Genomic DNA, 21514 nt, shown 5'->3' with positions numbered 1-21514 from the left:
TGTCACTGCCCTCGGGCAGACTTGGCCAGGAAAATCCGGATCAACGCTGCCACGCGCGCGTAATGGGGGAAGCACAGATGAGCCAGGACGGCGCACAGGGCCGCTATGCGGGCGGTTCGGTCGCGGGCGGCCGGTACCAGCTGCGCGACCTTCTCGGCGAGGGCGGCATGGCGTCGGTGTACCTGGCCTACGACAGCGCGCTCGACCGGCAGGTCGCCATCAAGACGCTGCACACCGAGCTCGGCCGTGAGCAGTCCTTCCGCGAGCGGTTCCGCCGTGAGGCGCAGGCGGTCGCGAAGCTGTCGCACACCAACATCGTCTCGGTCTTCGACACCGGCGAGGACAACCTCGACGGCTCCGTCATGCCGTACATCGTCATGGAGTACGTGGAGGGGCAGCCGCTCGGCTCGGTCCTCGCCGCCGACATCCAGCAGTACGGCGCGATGCCGGCCGACAAGGCGCTGAGGGTCACGTCCGACGTGCTCGCCGCCCTCGAGGTCAGCCACGAGATGGGCCTGGTCCACCGCGACATCAAGCCCGGCAACGTGATGACGACCAAGCGCGGCGTGGTCAAGGTCATGGACTTCGGCATCGCGCGGGCCATGCAGTCCGGGGTCACGTCGATGACGCAGACCGGCATGGTCGTCGGCACCCCGCAGTACCTCTCCCCCGAGCAGGCCCTCGGGCGCCCGGTGGACGCCCGCTCCGACCTCTACTCGGTCGGCATCATGCTCTTCCAGCTGCTGACGGGCCGGCTGCCCTTCGACGCGGACTCCCCGCTGGCCATCGCGTACGCGCACGTGCAGGAGGAGCCGGTCGCCCCGTCCTCCGTCAACCGTTCGGTGACGCCGGCGATGGACGCGCTCGTCGCCCGCGCGCTGCGAAAGAACCCGAACGAGCGGTTCCCGAGCGCGGCGGCGATGCGCGACGAGTGCCTGCGGGTGCTCTCCGCCGGCCAGACCGGTGCCCCGGTGATCATCCAGGGCGGTCCGGTGAGCAGCGGCGCGGGCGTCGGCTCCGCGGTCTTCCCGCCCGTCGGCACAACCCCGCCGCCCGGCCCCCACGGCGTGCACCAGCCCTACCAGCCGCCGACCCCGCAGCCGGGGCCGTACGGCCACGCGACCCCCGCGCCCGCCCCGTCCTACGGCTACCCGCAGCAGGCGCCGACGCCCGCGCCGATGGCGTACCAGCACCCGACCCCCGCTCCGGTGTCGTACCAGGCGCAGACCCCCGCGCCGTACGCCCAGACGCACGCGCCCGCTCCGGCGGGCGGCGGTTCGCGGCGGAACACTCCGATGATCGCGGGCGCCGTCGTCGCCGCGCTGCTCGCGATCGGCGGCCTGGTCCTGGTGCTCAACCGCGAGGACGACCCGGGTACCGAGGCGAACGGCACCGGCGGCACGGACACGCAGCAGAGCCAGACGGCGGCGCCCGGCCACAGGGGTCCCGACCTGACCAAGACCATCGACCCGAAGAAGTGCAGCGAGCCTAAGGAGTCGAGCGACGACCCCGAGAAGTTCGAGGTACCCAACTTCACGTACAAGAACATCCAGTCGGTGAAGGCGTGCGTGCAGGCCGCCGGCTGGAAGATCAAGACCCAGACCCCGGTCGACGAGGCAACGTACGGCGAGGGCACAGTGCTGGAGCAGTACCCGCCGGCCGGTGAGGACATCACCGACAAGGACGCCGACTTCACCCTCAAGATCTCGACGGGCAACCCGCCGCAGTAGGGACGAGCGCCCCGGCGCGGTGGAGAGGGGCGGGCCGGCGCAGTCGGTACGGGCAACCCGCCGCATTAGGTACGGGGCTGGGCCGGCGCGCACTGGGGACGGGGCGGGCCGACGCACGGGCACGGACGCTCGCTGACGCCTCCTTACACCTCGATACGCCCGGCGCCACACCCTTGTACGCCTGGTGCCACCGTCCCAGATGCCGGAATTGTCCTGCCATGTGACGCTGAGTTCACCATCTCGGCGGCTCGGTACGGGAGGGGGGTCACCCGGTGACTCCAGCATTCCGCAGGGCACGGGCGCGGGCTCTCGGCCCCGCGCTCACCTGCGTGTTCGCCTGCGCGTGTGCCCTGTACGCCACACCCCTCGCGAACGGGGCCGAGGCACCCGGGACGGCGACGGTCGGCAGCACGGCGGCGACGCCCACGCCCGTCGGCACCCGTCCGACGGCGACGGTGACGGCGACCCCCATCTCGGCCCCACCCACCGCATCGGCCACTCCGGCCACCTCCCCCTCCGTGCCCGCCACGACCGTCACACCGCCGCGCGCCTCTTCCTCCTCCGCCACACCCGCGCCCCCGGCTCCCGCGCCCACCGGCACCGGGGCGGCGCCCTCCCCCACCGCCTCGCGTGCCGAGCCCACCGACGCGCCCACCCCCGACGGCTCCGCCTCCCTCGCGGGACGGCCGGCCGGTGAGGGACGGCCCCGGCCCGGACGCACCGAGCCGCCGACCGCCTCGGCGAGCGCCACGGAGCCGTCTCCCGACGCCTCTCGTACCGAAACTGCAACAGAGCCGGACTCCCCCGAGGAGGTCGAGGAGGAGCCCGAGGCGGTACCCGAGGAGGAGGCCGCCCTGCCGGAGGTGGCGCCCGCCAGCCGGCCGGCCGCCGCGCCGCGCAGGGCGACGGAAGCCGTGCCCGCCCTCGTCGACCAGCGGATTCCGGTGCTCACCCTGGGGGTGGGGCTGGCCCTGATGGGGCTCGGCATCGGATTTCTGGGACTCCGGATGCGGCGTCGCTGAGCCTTCCGGAACGCCCGGGTCCCCCTTGAGACGGACCTGCCGCTTCCCCCTCAGGACGGTTGTCCGCCAGGGCATACCCGGTATACATACTGAGTATGTCGATCCGTCACGGGCTTCTCGCCCTCCTCGAACGCGGCCCTCGGTACGGCTCTCAGCTCCGTACGGAGTTCGAGTCCCGCACCGGTTCCACCTGGCCGCTCAACGTCGGCCAGGTCTACACGACCCTGAGCCGTCTCGAGCGGGACGGCATGGTCGCGCAGGACGGCGAGGACACGGCGGGACACGCGCTCTACGCGATCACCGACAGTGGCCGCGCCGAGCTCAGGACCTGGTTCGAGAAGCCGGTGGACCGCACCAGCCCCGCCCGTGACGAGCTCGCCATCAAGCTCGCCATGGCCGTGGGCGCCACCGGCGTCGACATCCGCAACGTCATCCAGTCCCAGCGTCGGCACACCGTGAAGGCGATGCAGGACTACACCCGCCTCAAGGCCCAGGCGCTCGCAGCCGTCGAGAACGGCGGGGCCCGGGAACGGGACGACGTGGCCTGGCTGCTCGTCCTGGAGCAGCTGATCTTCCAGACCGAGGCCGAGGCACGCTGGCTCGACCACTGCGAGGCCCGGCTGATCCGCCTCTCCACGACGGCCACCCACACCGGCGCCGCCGCCGACGCGGGGACCACGTCGGGCCCTTCGGCCCCGCCGGCCGCGACGTCGGCCCGCACCGAACCGGCACCTCGAACCGAACCGGCCCCGTCGGCGGCCGAGGCCGCCCCACCCGTGGCCGGAGCGCGCTGACCCGCACGGTCGCGCCCCACCCGTACCGCTGACGCACCACCTTTCCACCGCTCGCTCGCGTACCCGGCCGTCCGCCGCGTACGTCCAAGGGGGGACCCCTCATGTCCGCACAGCAGCCCGTGCTGCAACTCCAGAACCTGACCCGCGTCCACGGCGCGGGCGCCACCGAGGTGCATGCCCTGCGCGGCATCGACCTCGCCGTGTACCCCGGTGAACTCGTCGCCGTCATGGGCCCGTCCGGCTCCGGCAAGTCGACGCTCCTCACCATCGCGGGCGGCCTCGACACCCCCACCTCGGGCCACGTGATCGTCGAGGACACCGACATCACCACCGCGAGCGTCAAGGAGCTCGCGGCCCTGCGCCGCCGCAGCATCGGCTACGTCTTCCAGGACTACAACCTCATCCCGGCCCTCACCGCCGCCGAGAACGTGGCCCTGCCCCGCGAGCTGGACGGGACCTCCGCCCGCAAGGCGCGCGTCGAGGCTCTCAAGGCCCTGGAGGAGATGGGACTCGGCCACCTCGCCGACCGTTTCCCCGACGAGATGTCCGGCGGACAGCAGCAGCGCGTGGCCATCGCCCGCGCCCTCGTCGGCGACCGCCGGCTGGTCCTCGCCGACGAGCCGACCGGTGCCCTCGACTCCGAGACCGGTGAGTCCGTGCTAGCCCTGCTCCGCACCCGCTGCGACGCCGGTGCCGCCGGTGTCCTCGTCACCCACGAGCCGCGGTTCGCAGCCTGGGCCGACCGGGTCGTCTTCCTGCGGGACGGCGCCATCGTCGACCAGACCGTGCGCAGCGAGGCCGATTCCCTGCTGTCGGGCCAGGTGGCGGAGGCGTGAAGACCTGGTTCCACTCCTGGCGGGCCGCGATCCGCATCGCCCGCCGCGATGCCTGGCGTTCCAAGGGCCGCAGCGCCCTCGTCCTGGCCATGATCGCCCTGCCGATCATGGGCGTCAGCGCCTTCGACCTGACCTTCCGCAGCTCCGAGCTGTCCCCCGCCGAGCGGGCGGACCGCACGATCGGAGCGGCCGACGCCCGGTTCCAGGACCCCGGTTACGGCGGGGTGCCGATCTTCCAGGACCCGCAGGGCGAGATGAACACGCCGGCCAAGGACTACGGGGACTCGCCCTGGCCGAGCGGCTCCACCGATGTCACCAAGGTCTTCCCCGCGGGTTCCACCGTCCTCACGGACAGCACCGGTACCGCCAAGCTGACGACGGCTCACGGTCTGCTCTCGACCGAGGTCCGTGAGCTCAAGGCGGCCGATCCGGTCTCGCGCGGCATCATGACGCTCCTGGAGGGGCGTTTCCCGGAGAAGAACGACGAGGTCGTGGCGACCTCGCACTTCCTGGAGACCAGTGGTCTGAAGGTCGGCTCCACCCTTTCCGCCCGCAACTTCGAACGTCCGTACCGGATCGTCGGCTCCTACGAGATTCCCGACGCGCTCAAGGCCGACCAGGTCAACGCGCTGCCCGGAGCCTTCCTCGCGCCGTACGCGAAGGCCGTCGAGAAGGCCGGTCTGCAGGAGCCCGGCATCTCCACCACGTACCTGGTGCGCAAGCCCGGTGGTTTCACGTGGAACATGGTCCAGGAGATCAACACCAAGGGTGTGGTCGTCACTTCGCGTGCCGTCCTCCTCGACCCGCCGGCCAAGTCGGAGGTCCCGCTCTACCAGAAGGACGGCTGGGGCGACTACACGTCCAGCCCGGCGGCCGACGCCGCCGCACTCGCCGCCGTCGGCACGGTCGTCGGCCTGGCGATGCTGGAGATCTGCCTGCTCGCCGGACCCGCCTTCGCGGTCGGCGCCCGTCGCTCGCGGCGCCAGCTCGGTCTCGTCGGCGCCAACGGCGGTGCCCGCAGCCACATCCGCGCCATCGTGCTGAGCGGTGGTCTGGTCATCGGTGTCGCCGCCGCCGTCATCGGAACGGTCCTCGCCCTGGTCCTCACCCTGGCTCTCCAGCCGGTCCTGGAGGACGTCATGGGGCAGCGGTTCGGCGCCTTCGACATCCGGCCGCTGGAGATCCTCGGCATCGCGCTGCTCGCCGTGGTGACCGGCCTGCTCGCCGCGATCGTCCCGGCCATCACCGCCTCGCGGCAGACCGTCCTCGCCTCGCTGACCGGTCGGCGGGGAATCCGCCGCAGCAGCCGGGTCCTGCCTCTCGTCGGCCTCGCGGCCGTCCTGATCGGCGGCGCCATCGCGCTCTTCGGCTCCATGGTCAGCGAGCAGTTCGTCATCGTCGCGGGCGGCTCCGCCATCGCCGAGCTGGGCGTCGTCGCCATGACGCCGGCCCTCGTGGGCCTGTTCGGGCGGAGCGGTCGCTGGCTGCCGCTGTCGCCGCGACTCGCGCTGCGCGACGCCGTGCGCAACCGGGGCCGTACGGCCCCCGCCGTCGCCGCCGTCCTCGCCGCCGTCGCGGGAACGGTCGCCGTCTCCACGTACATGGCCAGCAGTGAGGCCCAGTACAGGGCCGAGTACCAGGCGCAGCTGCCGTACGGGGCGGTCTCCGCCTTCGTCATGGAGGAGGGCGGCCGGGACGTCCCCGCGGTCCGCGAGGCGATCCAGCGCTTCCTCCCGGTCGACGTCCGCGCCGATGTCGAGCGCGTCACGGTCGGCAAGCCCGGCTGCGAGCCGTGGTCCACCGTGCCCGGATGCGGCCGCTACGAGGTCGTCATCCCCCCGGCGCACGAGTGCCCCCTCCACGCGTCCGTGCCCGGCGGCGGTGACCCCTCCGAGCGGTTCACCCCCGAGCAGCGGCGGAAGATGCTCGCCGACGACTGGCGCTGCGAGCAGTCGTCGAACCCCGGCGGGCTCTACGTCGACGGCGGTCTGCTGGTCGGCGACGCCAAGCTCCTCACGGTCCTCGGCATCGAGGACGCGGGAGCGGTGAAGGCCCTGGCCGAGGGGAAGATCGTCAGCTTCAGCCGCGCCCAGATCGACAAGAACGGCACCATCGGGATCCGCCAGATCACCGACACGGTCGCCGCCGACAAGGCCATGGAGGAAGGCCGCCCGGCACCCGGCAAGGTCAGCTCCGTGCCCGCCTACCGCGTGCCCGGCAGCCCGGAGACCTACGGCGTCCAGGCCCTGATGACCCCGGCCACCGCCAAGGCCGCCGGCCTCATCACCACACCGTTCGGCGCGTACGCGAGCACCGACCGGCTGCCGGACAGCGAGGCGCGCCAGAGGCTCGACGGTGAGCTCGTCAAGCTCGGCAGCAGCGTCGAACTCCACGTGGAGGAAGGTTTCGTCAACGACAACAGCATCATCCTGCTGTCGCTCGCCGTCTTCGCGGGTCTGGTCACCATCGGCGCGGCCGGTATCGCCACGGGCCTCGCCCAGGCCGACGCCGAGGCCGACCTGAAGACGCTCGCCGCCGTGGGCGCTCCGCCCCGGGTCCGCCGTACGCTCAGCGGCTTCCAGTGCGGAGTCGTCGCCGCGATGGGTGTGATCCTCGGCTCGGGCGCGGGTCTGCTGCCCGCGATGGGCCTGCGGCTCACCGAGGAGCGCCAGCTGATCCGCTACCACGAGGAGTCCGTCGCCCAGGGCTGGGCCACCGTGTCGGATGCGCCGCACCTGCCGATCGTCGTGCCGTGGGAGACGCTGGCGGGCCTGCTCGTCGCCGTACCGCTGGGTGCCGCGCTGCTCGCCGCCCTGGTGACCCGCTCGCGCGGTGCGCTGTCCCGGCGCGCGGCGACCTGACGCTCTTCGTTGCCTTCCTGTGCCCCTGTACGAGGGTGGATCACCCTCGTACAGGGGCACACCCCGTGGTGACGCATGTGTGCGAGAGAATGACGGCATGGAGATGCCGAGGAATGACAGGTCGCAGGAGAGCCCCCAGGTCCTCATCGTGGGACAGGACGGGATGGCGCTCGGCGGCACTCAGGGCGACGACGAACCCCGCGAGGTCCCGGTGACGGAAATGGTCGAGCAGCCTGCCAAGGTCATGCGGATCGGCAGCATGATCAAACAGCTCCTGGAGGAAGTGCGCGCGGCACCTCTCGACGAGGCGAGCCGCGTCAGGTTGAAGGACATCCACGCCAGTTCCGTGAAGGAGCTGGAGGACGGGCTCGCGCCCGAGCTGGTGGAGGAACTGGAGCGTCTCTCCCTGCCGTTCACGGACGAGGCGATCCCCTCCGAGGCGGAGCTGCGCATCGCGCAGGCCCAGCTGGTGGGCTGGCTGGAGGGCCTCTTCCACGGCATCCAGACGGCGCTCTTCGCCCAGCAGATGGCGGCCCGCGCACAGCTGGAGCAGATGCGCAGCAGGGCGCTGCCCCCGGGTGCGTCCCACGACGATGACGACGACGACCGCGGCCACGGCCACGCGATCCGCTCGGGGCCCTACCTGTAGGACGGCCGCGCGGAACACCGCGAACAAGGACGGAGGGGCCCGGCACGATGTGTGCCAGGCCCCTCCGTGCTGTGCGGGGTGGGTGAGGGCCCGACGAGGGCCCACCGGGTGTGGCTGGGCGGTCCGGTGGCTCTGTCAGTCCTGGGGCGCCAGCAGCAGGACCTTGCCGACGTGGGTGCCGGACTCCAGCGCCCGGTGGCCCTCGGCGGCGTCCGGCAGCGGCAGCGTGCGGTCGACGACCGGCCGGACCGTGCCCGCGCCGATCAGCGGCCAGACGTGCTCCCGGACGGCGGCGACGATGGCCGCCTTCTCCTGCTCCGGGCGGGACCGCAGCGTGGTCGCCATGACGGCCGCTCGCTTCGCGAGGAGCGCCCCGAGGTTCAGTTCGCCCTTCACCCCGCCCTGGAGGCCGATGACGACGAGCCGGCCGTTCACGGCCAGCGCCTTCACGTTCCGCTCCAGGTACTTGGCGCCGACGATGTCCAGGATGACGTCCGCACCCGCTCCGTCCGTCGCCTTGCGCAGTTCCTCGACGAAGTCCTGCTCGCGGTAGTCGATGAGGATGTCGGCGCCGAGTTCGGCACAGCGCGCCAGCTTCTCGGGGCCCCCGGCGGTGACCGCGACCCGGGCCCCGACCGCCTTCGCCAGCTGGATCGCCATCGTGCCGATCCCGCTCGCGCCCCCGTGCACGAGCAGCGTCTCGCCCGGCCTCAGGTGCGCGATCATGAAGATGTTGGACCAGACGGTGCAGGCGACCTCGGGAAGCGCGGCGGCCGTGGCCAGGTCGACGCCCTCCGGTACGGGGAGGAGCTGACCGGCCGGGACCACGACCTTCTCCGCGTAGCCGCCGCCCGCGAGCAGCGCGCACACCTCGTCGCCGACGGACCAGCCGGACACCCCCGGGCCGAGCGCGGCGATCCGGCCCGAACACTCCAGTCCGGGGTACGGAGAGCTGCCCGGCGGCGGGTCGTAGAAGCCCTGGCGCTGGAGCAGATCGGCGCGGTTGACGGCGCTCGCCGCCACCTCGACGAGGGCCTCGCCCTCGCCGGGTACGGGATCGGGCACCTCGGCCCAGACGAGCGCCTCGGGGCCACCGGGTTCCGGAATCGTGATCGCATACATGGCGGCGAGGCTACTCCCGGCGACCGCCCGGAACCCGGCAGCCGCCCGGGGCCGGTGCTCGGCGACCGTCCGGGACCCGGGGCTCCGGGCTCAGTCCTCCGGGGCCGCGCTCCGGGCCCGCGCTCCGGGCCCAGCCTTCCGGGCTCAGTCCTGCGGCGGCGTGCGGAGCGGGGTGACCGGGGCGGCGCGCACGATGGTGATCACCCGGTCGGTGGGCTGGAGCGGGCTGGCGGCGGGGTCGTCGTACCCGAGCAGGCGATGGCCCCGGAGCACGCTCACGACGAGGTCCCCCGTCTCCCGCACGCTCTTCCCGGCCTCGCTCTTGGTGACCGGGCGCTCCACGAGGTCGAGGCCGGAGCCCTGCTGGATCAGGTCCTCCATGACGGTGCCGGCGCTGGGGCTCAGCACGGAGAGGCCGAGCAGACGCCCGGCGGCGCTGGCGCTGGTGATGACCGCGTCGGCGCCGGACTGGCGGAGCAGCGGCGCGTTCTCCTCCTCGCGGACCGCGGCGACGATCTTGGCGCCCCGGTTGAGCTGGCGGGCGGTCAGCGTGACCAGGACGGCCGTGTCGTCGCGCTGGGTCGCGATGACGATCTGCCGGGCCCGCTGCACCTCGGCGCGGAGCAGCACGTCACTGCGGGTGGCGTCGCCGATGACGCCGACGAACCCGTCCGCGTTCGCCGTCTCGATCACCTTGGTGGAGGGGTCGACGATGACGATCTGTTCCTTGCTCAGCCCGGTCGCGCAGAGGGTCTGGATCGCGGACCGGCCCTTCGTCCCGAAGCCGACGATGACGGTGTGGTCGCGCAAGGTGGACCTCCAGCGGTTCAGCCGGAACTCTTCGCGGGTCCGCTCGGTGAGGACCTCGAGAGTGGTGCCGACCAGGATGATCAGGAACAGCACGCGCAGGGGCGTGACCAGCAGGATGTTGGCGAGCCGGGCCGAGTCGCTGTACGGGACGATGTCGCCGTAGCCGGTGGTGGAGAGCGTCACGGTCGCGTAGTAGGCGCAGTCGAGGAAGTCGAGCGTCCCGTTGGCGTTGTCGTGGTACCCGGCGCGGTCGATGTAGACGATGAGGATCGTCACGAGGAGGACGCCGAGCGCCATGAGGAGTCGCTTGCCGACCTGGCGCAGCGGCCGCTCGACCTCACGGCGGGGCAGTGCGACCCGGGGACCGGAGAGTTTCTCGTCCGCGTGGCGGGCCATCACGTCACGACTGGGAAGTTTCACGTGAAACACGCTCCTTGGGCCGGTGCGGCCCCCTCTGCCGTCGACCAGGGAAGGTCGAGGACATCCAGGTCTTGGCCGGGGCTCGCGCCGCCGGGCGGGACGACGGCCAGGCCGTCCGCGGCGGCGATGCCACGGAGCATGGCCGGTCCGGTGAAACGCAGGGGTACGGCCAGGTCGCCCCGGCGGACGACCGGGACGAGTCGCGTGTCGTACGGGTGCCCGTGCACCTCGTCCCGGACGGGTACGCGGAGCGGGGCGGGGGTACCGGCTGCCGAGACCGCCGCGAGCAGGGGCTCGACCAGCGTGAGCAGGCCCGAGACGGCCGCGAGCGGGTTGCCCGGGAGTCCCACGAGGTGGCGGGCGTGGCCCGGGCGGGTGGGCTCGGCGCCGAGCCGGGCGAGCAGCATCGGGTGGCCGGGCCGGACCTTCACCCCGTCGACGAGGAGGGTGGCGCCCGCCTTGTCGAGGACCCCGTGGAGGTGGTCCACGGGCCCGGCGGCGGTTCCGCCGGTCGTGACGACGAGGTCGGCGGTGGAGCCGGTGACGGCCGCGTACAGCTCCTCGGCGTCGTCACCGATCCGGCGGGTGGCGAGGACTTCAGCGCCGAGCGCCGTCAGCCAGGGGCCCAGCATGGGGCCGAGGGCGTCACGGATGAGCCCGTCGTGGGGGAGGCCCGCCGTCAGCAGTTCGTCGCCGAGGATCAGGATCTCCACCCGGGGCCGGGGCGGTACGGGGAGCTCGTCGTAGCCCGCGGCCGCGGCGAGGCCGAGGACGGCGGGGCTCACGACGGTGCCCGCGGGCAGCAGCTCGTCACCGGTCCGGCACTCCTGCCCCCGGGGGCGGATGTCCTGCCCCGGCACCACGTCCCGCAGGGCGTACAGCTGGGTGCCCCCGGCGACCGGGGGCTCCGTCCCGGCGGGCTCCGCGCGGAAGGGCTCGGTGCGGGCGTGCTCGGTGCGGGCGTGCTCGGTGCGGACCACGGCGGTCGTCCCGGACGGGACGCGGGCGCCGGTGGCGATCCGTACGGCCTCACCGGCGACCGGGACGGCCGCGGCCGTGTGCCCGGCGAGGACGGCGCCGTCCTCGCGTACGGTCCAGGGGCCGGGCCCCACGACCGCCCAGCCGTCCATGGCGGAGGTGTCGAAGGGCGGCAGATCGGTGAGGGCCAGGAGCGGTTCGGCCAGGACCTGGCCGAGGGCCCTCCCGAGCGGGACGCCGAGCGGCGCGCGGCCGGCCCGCGCGGAGTCCCCGGCGCGAGCCGCGACGGCCCGCGCCTCGGGCCAGGCGGTGGCCCGGTGCGGCGGTTCGGCGCGCGCGTCGGTGGCGGTTCCCCGGGGCACCGGGGCGGGCTCCTTCAGACTCATCCGGCCTCGTCCTGCTCGGCGGCCCAGCGCTGCGCCAGCGCGGCGGCCTTGCGGGCGGCCTCGGCGACCGCCTCCGGTCCACCGCCCCCGGCACTCGCGCTCGCCGCCGCGTATCCGACCAGGAACGTGGTCAGGGGCGCGGCAGGCCGAGCCACTCCATGGGCGGCGTCACGGGCCAGATCCAGCAGTACGCCGGTGTCGACGTCCAGCTCGATGCCCAGTTCGTCCTTGACTGCGGTGATCCATTCGTCCAGCACGGTCCCATGCTCCCTGATGCGGGCCCGGGCCGTGGCGATGTCCTCCCAGGTGTCGCAGTCGAAGGAGGCGAGGGGCCCCGCGGCGACCCGGGTGAGACGCAGGGCACCGGTGAGCACGCGCAGCGGGCCACCGGCGAGGGTGCCGCGTTCCTCGGCGATCAGCTCCAGCTCCCGCCGGAGCGGGGCACCGCGGTACGCGGCGACGAGCGGCTGGTCCCGCCCGTCAGCGTCGATGAGGAGGGCGGCCTCGGCCGCGGGGTCCTCGGCGAGCGCGCCGAGCAGCCTGCGCACGGTGTCCTCGTCCAGGAAGGGCAGGTCGGCGGAGAGGACGAGCAGGACGTCGGCCCCGGTCTCGCGAACGCCCGCGCCGAGGGCGGCCAGGGGGCCTCCGCCGGGTGGGTCCTCCCTGGTCCAGCGGACGGGGCGGCTGGTCGGGCGGGGATCGCCGACGACCACGGTCCGGTCCGCGCCGCGGCAGGCCGAGAGGACGCGGTCGAGGAGCGGCCGGCCTCCGACCCGTACACCGGGCTTGTCGGCACCGCCTAGGCGCTCGGCGGCTCCTCCGGCGAGTACGACGGCGTCGTGTGCGGTGGTCACACCAGCAGTATGGGCCGCCGTCCTCCACCGCTGTCGGGCGCGTCTCCCTTGGTGAGACGGCGAGGACGGGCCGAGCGGACCTCAAGGCAACCGGAGGATGAGCCTCCCGCACCCCGAGAACAGGCCCACCGTGCCCCCGGCCACAGGCCCACCGTGCCCCGGCCACAGGCCACTCCACGACCCGAGGCCGGTGGCCGGCGCTTGGCGCCCCGAGCGGCCGTCGGCACTAACCCCACCGGTGCACATGCCCCGACCGGTTCACATGCGCCGACCGGCGGTTCGCACGGCCCGAGGGGCGGGTCCGTGCGAACCGGGGTGGTCAGAGCGTGCGGAGCAGGACCGCGGGCTGCTCGACGCAGTCCGCCACGTACCGCAGGAAGCCGCCCGCCGTGCCGCCGTCGCAGACGCGGTGGTCGAAGGTGAACGAGAGCTGCACCACCTGACGGACGGCCAGTTCACCCTGGTGCACCCAGGGCTTGGGGATGATCCGGCCGACTCCGAGCATGGCAGCCTCGGGGTGGTTGATGATCGGCGTGGAGCCGTCGACCCCGAACACCCCGTAGTTGTTCAGGGTGAACGTGCCACCCGTCAGGTCGGCAGGGGTGAGCGCGGACTCCCGGGCCGCCTCCGTCAGCCGGGCGAACTCGGCCGTCAGCGACTCGGCCGTCCGGGTCCCCGCGTCCTTGACGACGGGAACGACCAGGCCGCGCGGGGTCTGGGCCGCGAAGCCGAGGTGCACGGAGGGCAGCCGGACGATCTCCCGGGCGGCGGTGTCCACCGTGGAGTTGAGCTCGGGGAACCGGGCCAGGGCGTGGACACAGATCCGGGCGAGGAGCGCGAGCAGCGAGATCTTCGGCCCGCCCGCCGCGTTCATCGCCGTCCGTGCGGCCATCAGCTCGGTCGCGTCGGCGTCGACCCAGCAGGTCGCGTCGGGGATCTCGGTACGGCTGCGCGACAGCTTGTCCGCCACGGCGCCACGGACCCCGCGCAGCGGAACCCGCTCACCCGAGGAGGCGGCGACCGCCGGAGCGGGCGCGGAGGCGGCCGGAGCCACGGCGCGTGCGGGCGCCTGCGCGGCGACCGGCCGCTCCAGGACCGCGAGGGCCAGTTCCACATCGGCCCGCAGGATCAGCCCCTCGGGCCCCGATCCGCGTACCTCCCGCAGGTCGAGCCCCCGGTCCCTGGCCAGCTTCCGCACGAGCGGTGAGATGACCGGTACCGGACCGTCGTGCCCACCACCGGCCACGACGGACGGAGCGGGAACCGCCGCCGGAGCAGGAGCCGGAGCGGCGACGGGCGCGGCGACGGGCGGCGCGGACGTCCGCGCCGTGGCCGGGCTCTCGTGCCGGACCCGGCGGCGGCGGGCGACGGGCCCCGCCGTGCCGTACCCGACGAGCACGTTGCCCGAGTACTCCGACGACACCGCCGCGTCCGCCGAACCGGCGGACGGGGCCGGGGCGGTGGTCTGCGCCGCGGTCGGAGCCGAAGCCCCTTCCGTCCCCGTACCGCCCACCGCGACCGTCAGGAGCGGCGCGCCGACGGGCAGTTCGGTGCCCTCCTCGCCGTACCGCGCGGTGACGACACCGCCGTACGGGCAGGGCACCTCGACCATCGCCTTGGCCGTCTCGACCTCGACGACAGGCTGGTCGACGGCGACGACGTCACCGACGCTGACCAGCCAGCGGACGATCTCCGCCTCGGTGAGTCCCTCACCGAGGTCGGGCAGCTTGAACTCCAGCACCTGGGCCATCAGCTCCCCGCCTCCCACTGCAGCCGCGCCACCGCGTCCAGGACCCGGTCCACGCCCGGCAGATGGTGCCGCTCCAGCATCGGCGGCGGGTACGGGATGTCGAAGCCCGTGACCCGCAGCACCGGAGCCTCCAGGTGGTGGAAGCAGCGCTCGGTGACGCGCGCGGCGATCTCGGCGCCGGGTCCGCCGAAGCCGGTCGACTCGTGGACCACGACCGCGCGGCCGGTGCGCCGCACCGAGGCGCAGACGGTCTCGTCGTCGAACGGCACGAGCGAGCGCAGGTCGACGACCTCCAGGTCCCAGCCCTCCGCCTGCGCGGCCTCCGCCGCCTCCAGACAGACCGGCACCGAGGGACCGTAGGTGATCAGGGTGGCCCCGGTGCCGGGCCGCCGGACGACGGCCTTGCCGATCGGCTCCACGGGCGCGGGCGCCTCGGGAGACCAGTCGGACTTGGACCAGTAGAGCCGCTTGGGCTCCAGGAAGACCACCGGGTCGTCGGAGGCGATGGCCGCGCGCAGCAGCCCGTAGGCGTCCTCGACGGTGGCCGGGGTGACCACCTGGAGCCCGGGGGTGGCCGTGTAGTAGGCCTCGGAGGAGTCGCTGTGGTGCTCGACGCCGCCGATCCCGCCGCCGTACGGCACACGGATGACGATCGGCATCGGCATGGCGCCGCGGGTCCGGTTCCGCATCTTCGCCACGTGCGAGAGCAGCTGCTCGAACGCCGGGTAGGCGAACGCGTCGAACTGCATCTCGACGACCGGCCGCAGCCCGTACATGGCCATGCCGACGGCCGCGCCGAGGATGCCGGCCTCGGCCAGCGGGGTGTCCGTGACGCGGTCCTCGCCGAACTCCTTGACGAGCCCGTCGGTGACCCGGAAGACCCCGCCGAGCGCGCCGACGTCCTCGCCCATCACATGGACGGTCGGGTCCTCGGCCATCGCGTCGCGCATGGCGCGCTGGAGCGCCTGCGCCATCGTGGCGGGCTTGGCCTTCCCGCCGGCCCGTGCGCTCCCGGCCGTCGGCCCGGTCGTCGCGGTCGTCATCACGCCTCACCCTCGCCCTCGGCCTCGAGCTCGGCGCGCAGCTGCGCCGCCTGCTCGCGCAGCTGTGTGGTCTGCTCCGCGTACACGTGGGCGAAGAGCTCCATCGGGTCGAGCACCGGGTCGGCGTTCATCCGTTCGCGCAGGTCCGCGGCCATCGTCTCGGCGGCCTCCGTCGCGGCGCGCCTGCCGTCCTCGTCGAGCAGGCCGCGTGCCGTCAGCTCCCGTTCGAGGATGAGGATCGGGTCGTGCGCCCGCCAGGTCTCGACCTCGCCGGCCGCGCGGTAGCGGGTGGCGTCGTCCGCGTTGGTGTGGGCGTCGATGCGGTAGGTGACGGCCTCGACGAGGGTGGGGCCGCCGCCGCGCCGGGCGCGGGCCACGGCCTCGGTCAGCACCTGGTGGACGGCGACCGCGTCGTTGCCGTCGACGAGCCGGCCGGGCATCCCGTATCCGACGGCCTTGTGGGCGAGGGAGGGGGCGGCGGTCTGCTTGGCGAGCGGTACGGAGATCGCGAAGCCGTTGTTCTGCACGAGGAAGACCACCGGGGCCTGCCAGACGGCCGCGAAGTTCAGCGCCTCGTGGAAGTCGCCCTCGCTGGTGCCGCCGTCGCCGACCATGGCGAGGGCGACCACGTCGTCACCCTTGAGCCGGGCGGCGTGGGCGAGGCCCACGGCGTGCGGGAGCTGGGTGGCCAGGGGGGTGCATAGCGGCGCGACGCGGTGCTCGTGCGGGTCGTACCCGGTGTGCCAGTCGCCGCGCAGCAGGGTCAGGGCCTGGACGGGGTCGAGGCCCCGGGCGACGGCCGCCAGGGTGTCGCGGTACGAGGGGAAGAGCCAGTCGCGCTCCTCCAGGGCCAGCGCGGCGGCGATCTCGCACGCCTCCTGGCCGGTGGAGGACGGGTACACCGCGAGCCTGCCCTGCTTGGTCAGGGCGGTGGCCTGCGTGTTGTACCGGCGGCCGCGGACCAGCTCCGCGTGGAGCCGGAGCAGCAGGGCGGGATCGGCGTCGGCCACGGCGTCCGTGCCGAGCACGCGGAGCGGCTCGGTGTCGGGCAGCAGCGGGGTGGGGTCGGTCCGCGGCTGCCACGTCGGCGGCGGGGTGGGCCGGTGGGCGGAAGCGGCACCGGGCGGCTCTTGGACTGTCGAACTGCGCTGTTGCAACGAGTCCACCTCCTCGTGGGAGCGGGCATAAGACCCGAAGGCGGGTGGCGCGAGTGTGGCGCGCCTCACCTACCGATTGTTCGGTCGTGGAGTCATTTTGGCTACAGGCACCTCCAGCCTGTGGACAAACGGTTCTCCACAGCCTGGGATGTGTGCAGGTCGTCCACCGGAGAGAGGCGGGGGGACATGGCGGATGAACAAATGGCCGTCGACCGGAACGGGGTTCCGGGCGACGACACGGGCGGCGCCCACGGCGGGACCGGCGGCGAGGTGCCCGAGGAGGCGCTGAGCGCACCGATCGGCACGCCGACGGGCGCGCTGCCGGCACGCCCGCTGGACGCGATCGACCGCGACATCCTGCGGTTGCTGCAAACGGACGGTCGCGCCTCGGTACGTTCCGTGGCCGAACGGGTGCACGTCTCGCGGGCCAACGCCTACGCGCGCATCAACCGGCTCATCGACGACGGGGTGATCCGCGGCTTCAGCGCCCGGGTCAACCACGAGCGGGCGGGGCACGGCGCCTCCGCGTACATCACGCTCAAGATCGTCCAGAACTCCTGGCGCACGGTCCGCGAGCAGCTCAGGGCGCTTCCGGGCGCCACGCACATCGCGCTGGTCAGCGGGGATTTCGATGTCCTGCTGCTGGTGCACACGCCGGACAACAGGACGCTGCGCGAGCTGGTGCTCACCCGGCTCCAGTCGATCCCGGAGGTGCTTTCCACGCGCACGCTGCTGGTCTTCGAGGAGACGGACCTCAACACGGACCCACGCGGCTGACCGGGCCGGGGCCGGCGCGCGGACAGGACCGGCGTGGCTTGGACCGGCGCGGTTTGGACCGGCGGGCGCCCGGCACGGACCGGCCAGGCGCGTGGGCCCGGACCGGTCGGCCCGTCACCAGGTCCCAGCGTGTCCCGCGATGGTCCGCGTGTCCCGGCGACGCGCGGCCCCGCCCCGGCGGATGGGCCGGGAAGGGCCGCAGCGGGCTCTCAGCGGGCCGTCCGCAGCCCGTCGAAGGCCAGGTGGGCGACGGTCTGGGCGAGCTGCTCACGCTCCGCCGTCGCGTCGGGGTGCGGCCGGTACCACTCCACCAGCGAGTTGATCATGCCGAAGAGGAGCCGGGTCGCGAGCCGGATGTCCACGTCGGCCCGCAGGTCGCCCTCCTCGGCGGCGGCCTTGAGCAGCTCGGCCACCCGGTGGTCGAACTCCCGCCGCCGCTCCATGGCCCACCGCTCGGTGGACGTGTTGCCCCGGACCCGGAGGAGCAGCGTCACGTACGGCAGCTCCGCGATCAGCACCTCGACGGTGCGCCGCGTGACGTACTCGACCCGCTCGACGGCCCGGCCGCGTACGGCCCCCGGTTCGTCGAGGATCGCGAAGAGCCCGTCGAGGGCCCGGCTGACCGCCCGCCGGAGCAGCTCCTCCTTGCCGGACACGTGGTGGTAGATCGACGACTTGGAGATCCCGGCCGCCTTGGACAGGTGCTCCATGGAGGTGCCGTCGTAGCCACGCTCGTTGAAGACCCGCACGGCGACCGAGAGCAGCGTCTCGGGGGTGTACGTGTCGCGCTTCACGGTGGTCATCACGCGTCCTCCGCGTACTCGGCGTAGCCCCGGCGCACGAGGGCGACGCTCGGCGCGTACCGCCCGGTCGCGTACCGCTCGTGCAGTTCGCCGAGCAGTGCGGACGTACGCCGGAACCCCACCTTCGCGGCCCACTCCAGCGGGCCCGCCGGATAGTTGACCCCGAGCCGCATCGCCGTGTCCACGTCCTCGGCGGTGGCGACCCCCCGGTCGACCGCGTCGGCCGCGAGGTCGGCCAGCATGGCGACCGTCCGGGCGACGATCATGCCGGGGACGTCGCCGATGACGGAGACCTGCTTGCCGAGGGCCTGGAAGAGACCCACGGCCTCGGCGAGGACCTCGGGCGCGGCCCCCTCCCGGGTGGAGAGCACGATCCGGCTCGCGCGCGCGTAGTCAAGCGCGAGGTCGAAGTAGACGATCTCCTCCTTGTGGTACTCGAAGGAGGTCTGCCCGTCCGCCAGGTTGAGTTCGGCGCCTCCGGGCAGCTTGATGAACCCGCCGTCGCCCTTCTTGCGCCGGACCGTGATCCCGGCCTCCTCGAAGAGCGCCACGAGGGGCTCCGCCGGCCCGAGGTCGCCCCGTACGACGATCCGCTCGGGCGCCTTCGCGGGCGGCGCCGTGTGCGGTGCGGGCCGCTCGGCCCCCTCCGCGTACGAGAACCAGCCCTGGCCCGTCTTGCGGCCGAGCCGCCCCGACTCCACGAGCCGCCGCTGTGCGAGCGAGGGGGTGAACTTGGGGTCCTGGTGGAAGGAGTCCCAGACGGAGCGGGTGACGGCCTCGTTCACGTCCTGGCCGATGAGGTCGGTCAGCTCGAACGGGCCCATGCGGAAGCCGCCGCACTCGCGCAGGGCGGCGTCGATGGTGGCCGGGTCGGCCGCGCCCTCCTCGTACACCCGCAGCGCCTCCGCGTAGAAGGGGCGGGCGACCCGGTTCACGATGAAGCCGGGGGTGTCGGCGCAGCGCACCGGCGTCTTGCCCCAGCCCTTCACCGTCTCGTACGCGCGCGTGGCGACGTCCGGCTCGGTGGCGAAGCCGCTGACGACCTCGACGAGCGGGAGCAGCGGCGCCGGGTTGAAGAAGTGCAGTCCGACGAACCGGCCGGGCAGCCGGAGGCCTCCCGCGATGGCGGTGACGGAGAGGGAGGAGGTGTTGGTGGCGAGAACGGCCTCGTCGCCGACGACCTTCTCCAGGTCGGCGAAGAGCCGCTGCTTGACGGGCAGCAGCTCGACGATCGCCTCGACGACGAGCGCCGCGTCCGCGAGTTCGTCGAGCTCCCGGGCCGCGTGCAGCCGTCCGACGGCCGCCTCGCGCGCGGTGGCGTCCAGGCGGCCCTTCTCGACGAGCCGGTCGAGGCGGGCGGTGAGCGCGGCCACGGCCTCCTCGGCCCGGCCGGGGGCGCTGTCGTAGAGGCGGACGGGGTGACCGGCGACCAGGGCGACCTGGGCGATCCCCTGGCCCATGGTGCCCGTGCCGACGACGGCGACGGTCCGGTCCCGCCCGACGGCTCCCCGGAACTCCTCGGCTCCGGCCGCCGCGGTGTTCCCGGTCTCGGCGACGGCCCCGATCGCCGAGGCCTTCCCCGGCTCCCCGATGCCCTCGGTCCTCCCCGGCTTCCCGGTCTTCCCGGTCTTCCCGGCGGCGGCAGGCTCACTGGCGGTCACGTCGTCGCTCCCCCTGACGGTCACGTTGGCGCTCATAGGAGTGATCCTCCCCGATGGGTTTTCCACAGGATCGACGGACCCCCCTTGTCCCGACCGATCGTTCGGTTACTCTAACTCCGTACGCGTCTCCCTGCCCAGCTCGACGAGGAGTTGGTCCATCGATGGCCACCGCCCAGCTGACCACCGACCGTCTGGCCGAGAAGCACCGGTCCACACTCGACCAGGCGCTCGCCACCATCCGGACCCGTGCCTACTGGTCGCCGTACCCCGAGCACCCGAAGGCGTACGGAGCGGACGGCTCGCTCGACGCGGCGGCCGGCCTCGCCGCCCACCAGGCCCTGCTGAACACCCGGTTCGAGCTCGACCAGCCCGGCACGGACGGTTGGACCGGAGCCGAGACCTCGCCGTACGGCCCGTCGCTCGGCATCGAGTACCCGCACGCCGACATCGACGTCCTGCTCCCCGCGATGCGCGCGGGCACGGGCGCGTGGCGCGACGCCGGGGCCGAGACCCGCGCCCTGGTCTGCCTGGAGATCCTCGCCCGGATCTCCGCCCGCACCCACGAGTTCGCCCACGCCGTCATGCACACCAGCGGACAGGCGTTCATGATGGCGTTCCAGGCCGGCGGCCCGCACGCCCAGGACCGCGGTCTCGAAGCCGTGGCGTACGCGTACGCGGAGCAGACCCGTACCCCCGCCGGACGCGCCGAGTGGTCCAAGCCCCAGGGCAAGCGCGACCCGCTGGAGCTGAGCAAGGAGTTCACCCCGGTCGGCCGCGGCGTCGCCCTGGTCATCGGCTGCAACACCTTCCCCACGTGGAACGGCTACCCGGGCCTGTTCGCCTCCCTCGCCACCGGCAACCCGGTCCTGGTCAAGCCGCACCCGCGCGCGGTGCTCCCGCTCGCGCTCACCGTCCGCGTCGCCCGTGAGGTGCTCGCCGAGGCCGGCTTCGACCCGAACCTGGTCGCGCTCGCCGTCGAGCGGCCGGGCGAGGGCATCGCCAAGACCCTGGCCGTGCGCCCCGAGATCCGCATCATCGACTACACCGGCTCCACCGCCTTCGGCGACTGGCTGGAGACCAACGCGCGTCAGGCGCAGGTCTACACCGAGAAGGCCGGGGTCAACACGGTCGTGGTCGACTCCACCGACGACTACAAGGGGATGCTCGCCAACCTGGCCTTCTCGCTGTCCCTGTACAGCGGCCAGATGTGCACCACCCCGCAGAACCTGCTGATCCCCCGCGACGGCATCACCACCGACCAGGGCCCCCGGTCCTACGACGAGGTGGTCGCCGACCTCGCGGCCGCGGTCGGCGGTCTGCTGGGCGACGACGCCCGGGCGAACGGTCTGCTGGGCGCCCTGGTCAACCCGGACGTGAAGGCGCGCCTGGAGGCCGCCGCGGGCCTCGGCGAGGTGGCGCTCGCCTCCCGTGAGGTGGTGAACCCGGAGTACCCGGACGCCGTGGTCCGTACCCCGGTCATCGTGAAGCTGGACGGCTCCAAGCCCGACGCGGACGCCGCCTACTTCTCGGAGTGCTTCGGCCCGGTCTCCTTCGCCGTCTCGGTGGACTCCACCGAGGACGCCCTGGAGCTGCTGCGCCGCACGGTCCGGGAGAAGGGCGCGATGACGGTCGGGGCCTACACGACCTCGGCGGAGACCGAGCGCGCGGTCGAGGAGGTCTGCCTGGAGGAGTCGGCCCAGCTCTCGCTGAATCTCACGGGCGGGGTGTACGTGAACCAGACCGCCGCGTTCTCCGACTTCCACGGCTCCGGCGGCAACCCGGCGGCGAACGCGGCCCTGTGCGACGGGGCCTTCGTCTCCAACCGGTTCCGGGTGGTGGAGGTCCGCCGCCAGGCCTGATC

The 21514-nt window shown here is 73.3% G+C and carries 17 protein-coding genes; 8 read left to right on the top strand and 9 right to left on the bottom strand.

Features of this window, described 5'->3' with window-relative positions; genetic code table 11:
- Nucleotides 1–77 precede the first annotated feature (77 nt).
- From ACRRSS_RS35825 to ACRRSS_RS35800, 6 genes are all read left to right on the top strand, one after another.
- Entirely contained in the window at nucleotides 78–1730 is a 1653-nt protein-coding gene (locus ACRRSS_RS35825; protein ID WP_435975105.1) for a protein kinase domain-containing protein, read from the top strand.
- Between the two features lie 272 nt (nucleotides 1731–2002).
- Nucleotides 2003–2752, top strand: a complete 750-nt coding sequence (locus ACRRSS_RS35820) for a hypothetical protein (protein WP_435975104.1) — start codon at nucleotides 2003–2005, stop codon at nucleotides 2750–2752.
- Nucleotides 2753–2847: 95 nt separating this feature from the next.
- Entirely contained in the window at nucleotides 2848–3546 is a 699-nt protein-coding gene (locus tag ACRRSS_RS35815) for a PadR family transcriptional regulator (RefSeq protein ID WP_435975103.1), read from the top strand.
- A gap of 101 nt (nucleotides 3547–3647) precedes the next feature.
- Nucleotides 3648–4382 carry an ABC transporter ATP-binding protein gene (locus ACRRSS_RS35810; protein ID WP_351894877.1) on the top strand — a complete coding sequence of 245 codons (735 nt, stop codon included), beginning with the start codon at nucleotides 3648–3650 and terminating at the stop codon, nucleotides 4380–4382.
- Nucleotides 4379–7243, top strand: coding sequence for an FtsX-like permease family protein (locus tag ACRRSS_RS35805; RefSeq protein WP_435975102.1), 2865 nt, complete (start codon nucleotides 4379–4381; stop codon nucleotides 7241–7243). Before ACRRSS_RS35810 ends, ACRRSS_RS35805 begins: the two co-directional genes overlap by 4 nt.
- A 97-nt stretch (nucleotides 7244–7340) precedes the next feature.
- Nucleotides 7341–7892, top strand: coding sequence for a bacterial proteasome activator family protein (locus ACRRSS_RS35800; protein WP_435975101.1), 552 nt, complete (start codon nucleotides 7341–7343; stop codon nucleotides 7890–7892).
- Nucleotides 7893–8027: 135 nt separating this feature from the next.
- Here ACRRSS_RS35800 and ACRRSS_RS35795 read toward each other — a convergent pair whose 3' ends face one another.
- The 7 genes from ACRRSS_RS35795 to pdhA form a co-directional block, all read right to left on the bottom strand.
- On the bottom strand, nucleotides 8028–9014 hold the full coding sequence (locus ACRRSS_RS35795) for an NAD(P)H-quinone oxidoreductase (RefSeq protein ID WP_435975100.1): 987 nt from the start codon (nucleotides 9012–9014) through the stop codon (nucleotides 8028–8030).
- A gap of 144 nt (nucleotides 9015–9158) precedes the next feature.
- Nucleotides 9159–10244, bottom strand: coding sequence for a potassium channel family protein (locus ACRRSS_RS35790; protein ID WP_435975099.1), 1086 nt, complete (start codon nucleotides 10242–10244; stop codon nucleotides 9159–9161).
- Nucleotides 10241–11608, bottom strand: a complete 1368-nt coding sequence (locus tag ACRRSS_RS35785; protein WP_435975098.1) for a molybdopterin molybdotransferase MoeA — start codon at nucleotides 11606–11608, stop codon at nucleotides 10241–10243. The genes ACRRSS_RS35790 and ACRRSS_RS35785 overlap by 4 nt, the downstream gene beginning before the upstream one ends.
- Nucleotides 11605–12462, bottom strand: a complete 858-nt coding sequence (locus tag ACRRSS_RS35780; RefSeq protein ID WP_435975097.1) for an NTP transferase domain-containing protein — start codon at nucleotides 12460–12462, stop codon at nucleotides 11605–11607. Before ACRRSS_RS35780 ends, ACRRSS_RS35785 begins: the two co-directional genes overlap by 4 nt.
- 319 nt (nucleotides 12463–12781) lie before the next feature.
- The gene (locus ACRRSS_RS35775; RefSeq protein ID WP_435975096.1) at nucleotides 12782–14212 is read right to left on the bottom strand and encodes a dihydrolipoamide acetyltransferase family protein; all 1431 of its coding nucleotides are present in this window, start codon (nucleotides 14210–14212) and stop codon (nucleotides 12782–12784) included.
- Nucleotides 14212–15255 carry an alpha-ketoacid dehydrogenase subunit beta gene (locus ACRRSS_RS35770; protein ID WP_435975095.1) on the bottom strand — a complete coding sequence of 348 codons (1044 nt, stop codon included), beginning with the start codon at nucleotides 15253–15255 and terminating at the stop codon, nucleotides 14212–14214. Before ACRRSS_RS35770 ends, ACRRSS_RS35775 begins: the two co-directional genes overlap by 1 nt.
- On the bottom strand, nucleotides 15255–16421 hold the full coding sequence (gene pdhA / locus ACRRSS_RS35765; protein ID WP_435975513.1) for a pyruvate dehydrogenase (acetyl-transferring) E1 component subunit alpha: 1167 nt from the start codon (nucleotides 16419–16421) through the stop codon (nucleotides 15255–15257). The genes ACRRSS_RS35770 and pdhA overlap by 1 nt, the downstream gene beginning before the upstream one ends.
- A 177-nt stretch (nucleotides 16422–16598) precedes the next feature.
- Between pdhA and ACRRSS_RS35760 the strand changes: the two genes are divergently transcribed.
- On the top strand, nucleotides 16599–17189 hold the full coding sequence (locus ACRRSS_RS35760) for an Lrp/AsnC family transcriptional regulator (protein ID WP_435975094.1): 591 nt from the start codon (nucleotides 16599–16601) through the stop codon (nucleotides 17187–17189).
- A 209-nt stretch (nucleotides 17190–17398) separates the two neighbouring features.
- On the opposite strand, the gene ACRRSS_RS35755 is transcribed toward ACRRSS_RS35760, so the two are convergent.
- Nucleotides 17399–17992: a TetR/AcrR family transcriptional regulator gene (locus tag ACRRSS_RS35755; protein ID WP_351894856.1), complete on the bottom strand. Its 594-nt coding sequence runs from the start codon at nucleotides 17990–17992 to the stop codon at nucleotides 17399–17401.
- The gene (locus tag ACRRSS_RS35750) at nucleotides 17992–19689 is read right to left on the bottom strand and encodes a 3-hydroxyacyl-CoA dehydrogenase (RefSeq protein ID WP_435975093.1); all 1698 of its coding nucleotides are present in this window, start codon (nucleotides 19687–19689) and stop codon (nucleotides 17992–17994) included. The genes ACRRSS_RS35755 and ACRRSS_RS35750 overlap by 1 nt, the downstream gene beginning before the upstream one ends.
- Nucleotides 19690–19814: 125 nt before the next feature.
- Here ACRRSS_RS35750 and paaN point away from each other — a divergent pair, with 125 nt between their 5' ends.
- Nucleotides 19815–21512: a phenylacetic acid degradation protein PaaN gene (paaN, locus tag ACRRSS_RS35745; RefSeq protein ID WP_351894851.1), complete on the top strand. Its 1698-nt coding sequence runs from the start codon at nucleotides 19815–19817 to the stop codon at nucleotides 21510–21512.
- The last annotated feature ends 2 nt before the right edge of the window (nucleotides 21513–21514 follow it).

The sequence above is a fragment of the Streptomyces sp. Qhu_M48 genome (assembly GCF_051305195.1).
Taxonomy (GTDB): domain Bacteria; phylum Actinomycetota; class Actinomycetes; order Streptomycetales; family Streptomycetaceae; genus Streptomyces.
Note: the sequence above shows the minus strand (reverse complement) of the source record. Positions and strands in the feature narration are given on the sequence as shown.

What these genes read in the sequence shown, in the direction of transcription:
- ACRRSS_RS35800 (WP_435975101.1), top strand. Translation starts at nt 7,341, where the DNA reads ATGGAGATGCCGAGGAATGACAGGTCGCAGGAGAGCCCCCAGGTCCTC.
- ACRRSS_RS35795 (WP_435975100.1), bottom strand. Translation starts at nt 9,014, where the DNA reads ATGTATGCGATCACGATTCCGGAACCCGGTGGCCCCGAGGCGCTCGTC.
- ACRRSS_RS35775 (WP_435975096.1), bottom strand. Translation starts at nt 14,212, where the DNA reads ATGGCCCAGGTGCTGGAGTTCAAGCTGCCCGACCTCGGTGAGGGACTC.
- paaN (WP_351894851.1), top strand. Translation starts at nt 19,815, where the DNA reads ATGGCCACCGCCCAGCTGACCACCGACCGTCTGGCCGAGAAGCACCGG.
- ACRRSS_RS35770 (WP_435975095.1), bottom strand. Translation starts at nt 15,255, where the DNA reads ATGACGACCGCGACGACCGGGCCGACGGCCGGGAGCGCACGGGCCGGC.
- ACRRSS_RS35760 (WP_435975094.1), top strand. Translation starts at nt 16,599, where the DNA reads ATGGCGGATGAACAAATGGCCGTCGACCGGAACGGGGTTCCGGGCGAC.
- ACRRSS_RS35785 (WP_435975098.1), bottom strand. Translation starts at nt 11,608, where the DNA reads ATGAGTCTGAAGGAGCCCGCCCCGGTGCCCCGGGGAACCGCCACCGAC.
- ACRRSS_RS35810 (WP_351894877.1), top strand. Translation starts at nt 3,648, where the DNA reads ATGTCCGCACAGCAGCCCGTGCTGCAACTCCAGAACCTGACCCGCGTC.
- ACRRSS_RS35750 (WP_435975093.1), bottom strand. Translation starts at nt 19,689, where the DNA reads ATGAGCGCCAACGTGACCGTCAGGGGGAGCGACGACGTGACCGCCAGT.
- ACRRSS_RS35825 (WP_435975105.1), top strand. Translation starts at nt 78, where the DNA reads ATGAGCCAGGACGGCGCACAGGGCCGCTATGCGGGCGGTTCGGTCGCG.
- ACRRSS_RS35755 (WP_351894856.1), bottom strand. Translation starts at nt 17,992, where the DNA reads ATGACCACCGTGAAGCGCGACACGTACACCCCCGAGACGCTGCTCTCG.
- ACRRSS_RS35815 (WP_435975103.1), top strand. Translation starts at nt 2,848, where the DNA reads ATGTCGATCCGTCACGGGCTTCTCGCCCTCCTCGAACGCGGCCCTCGG.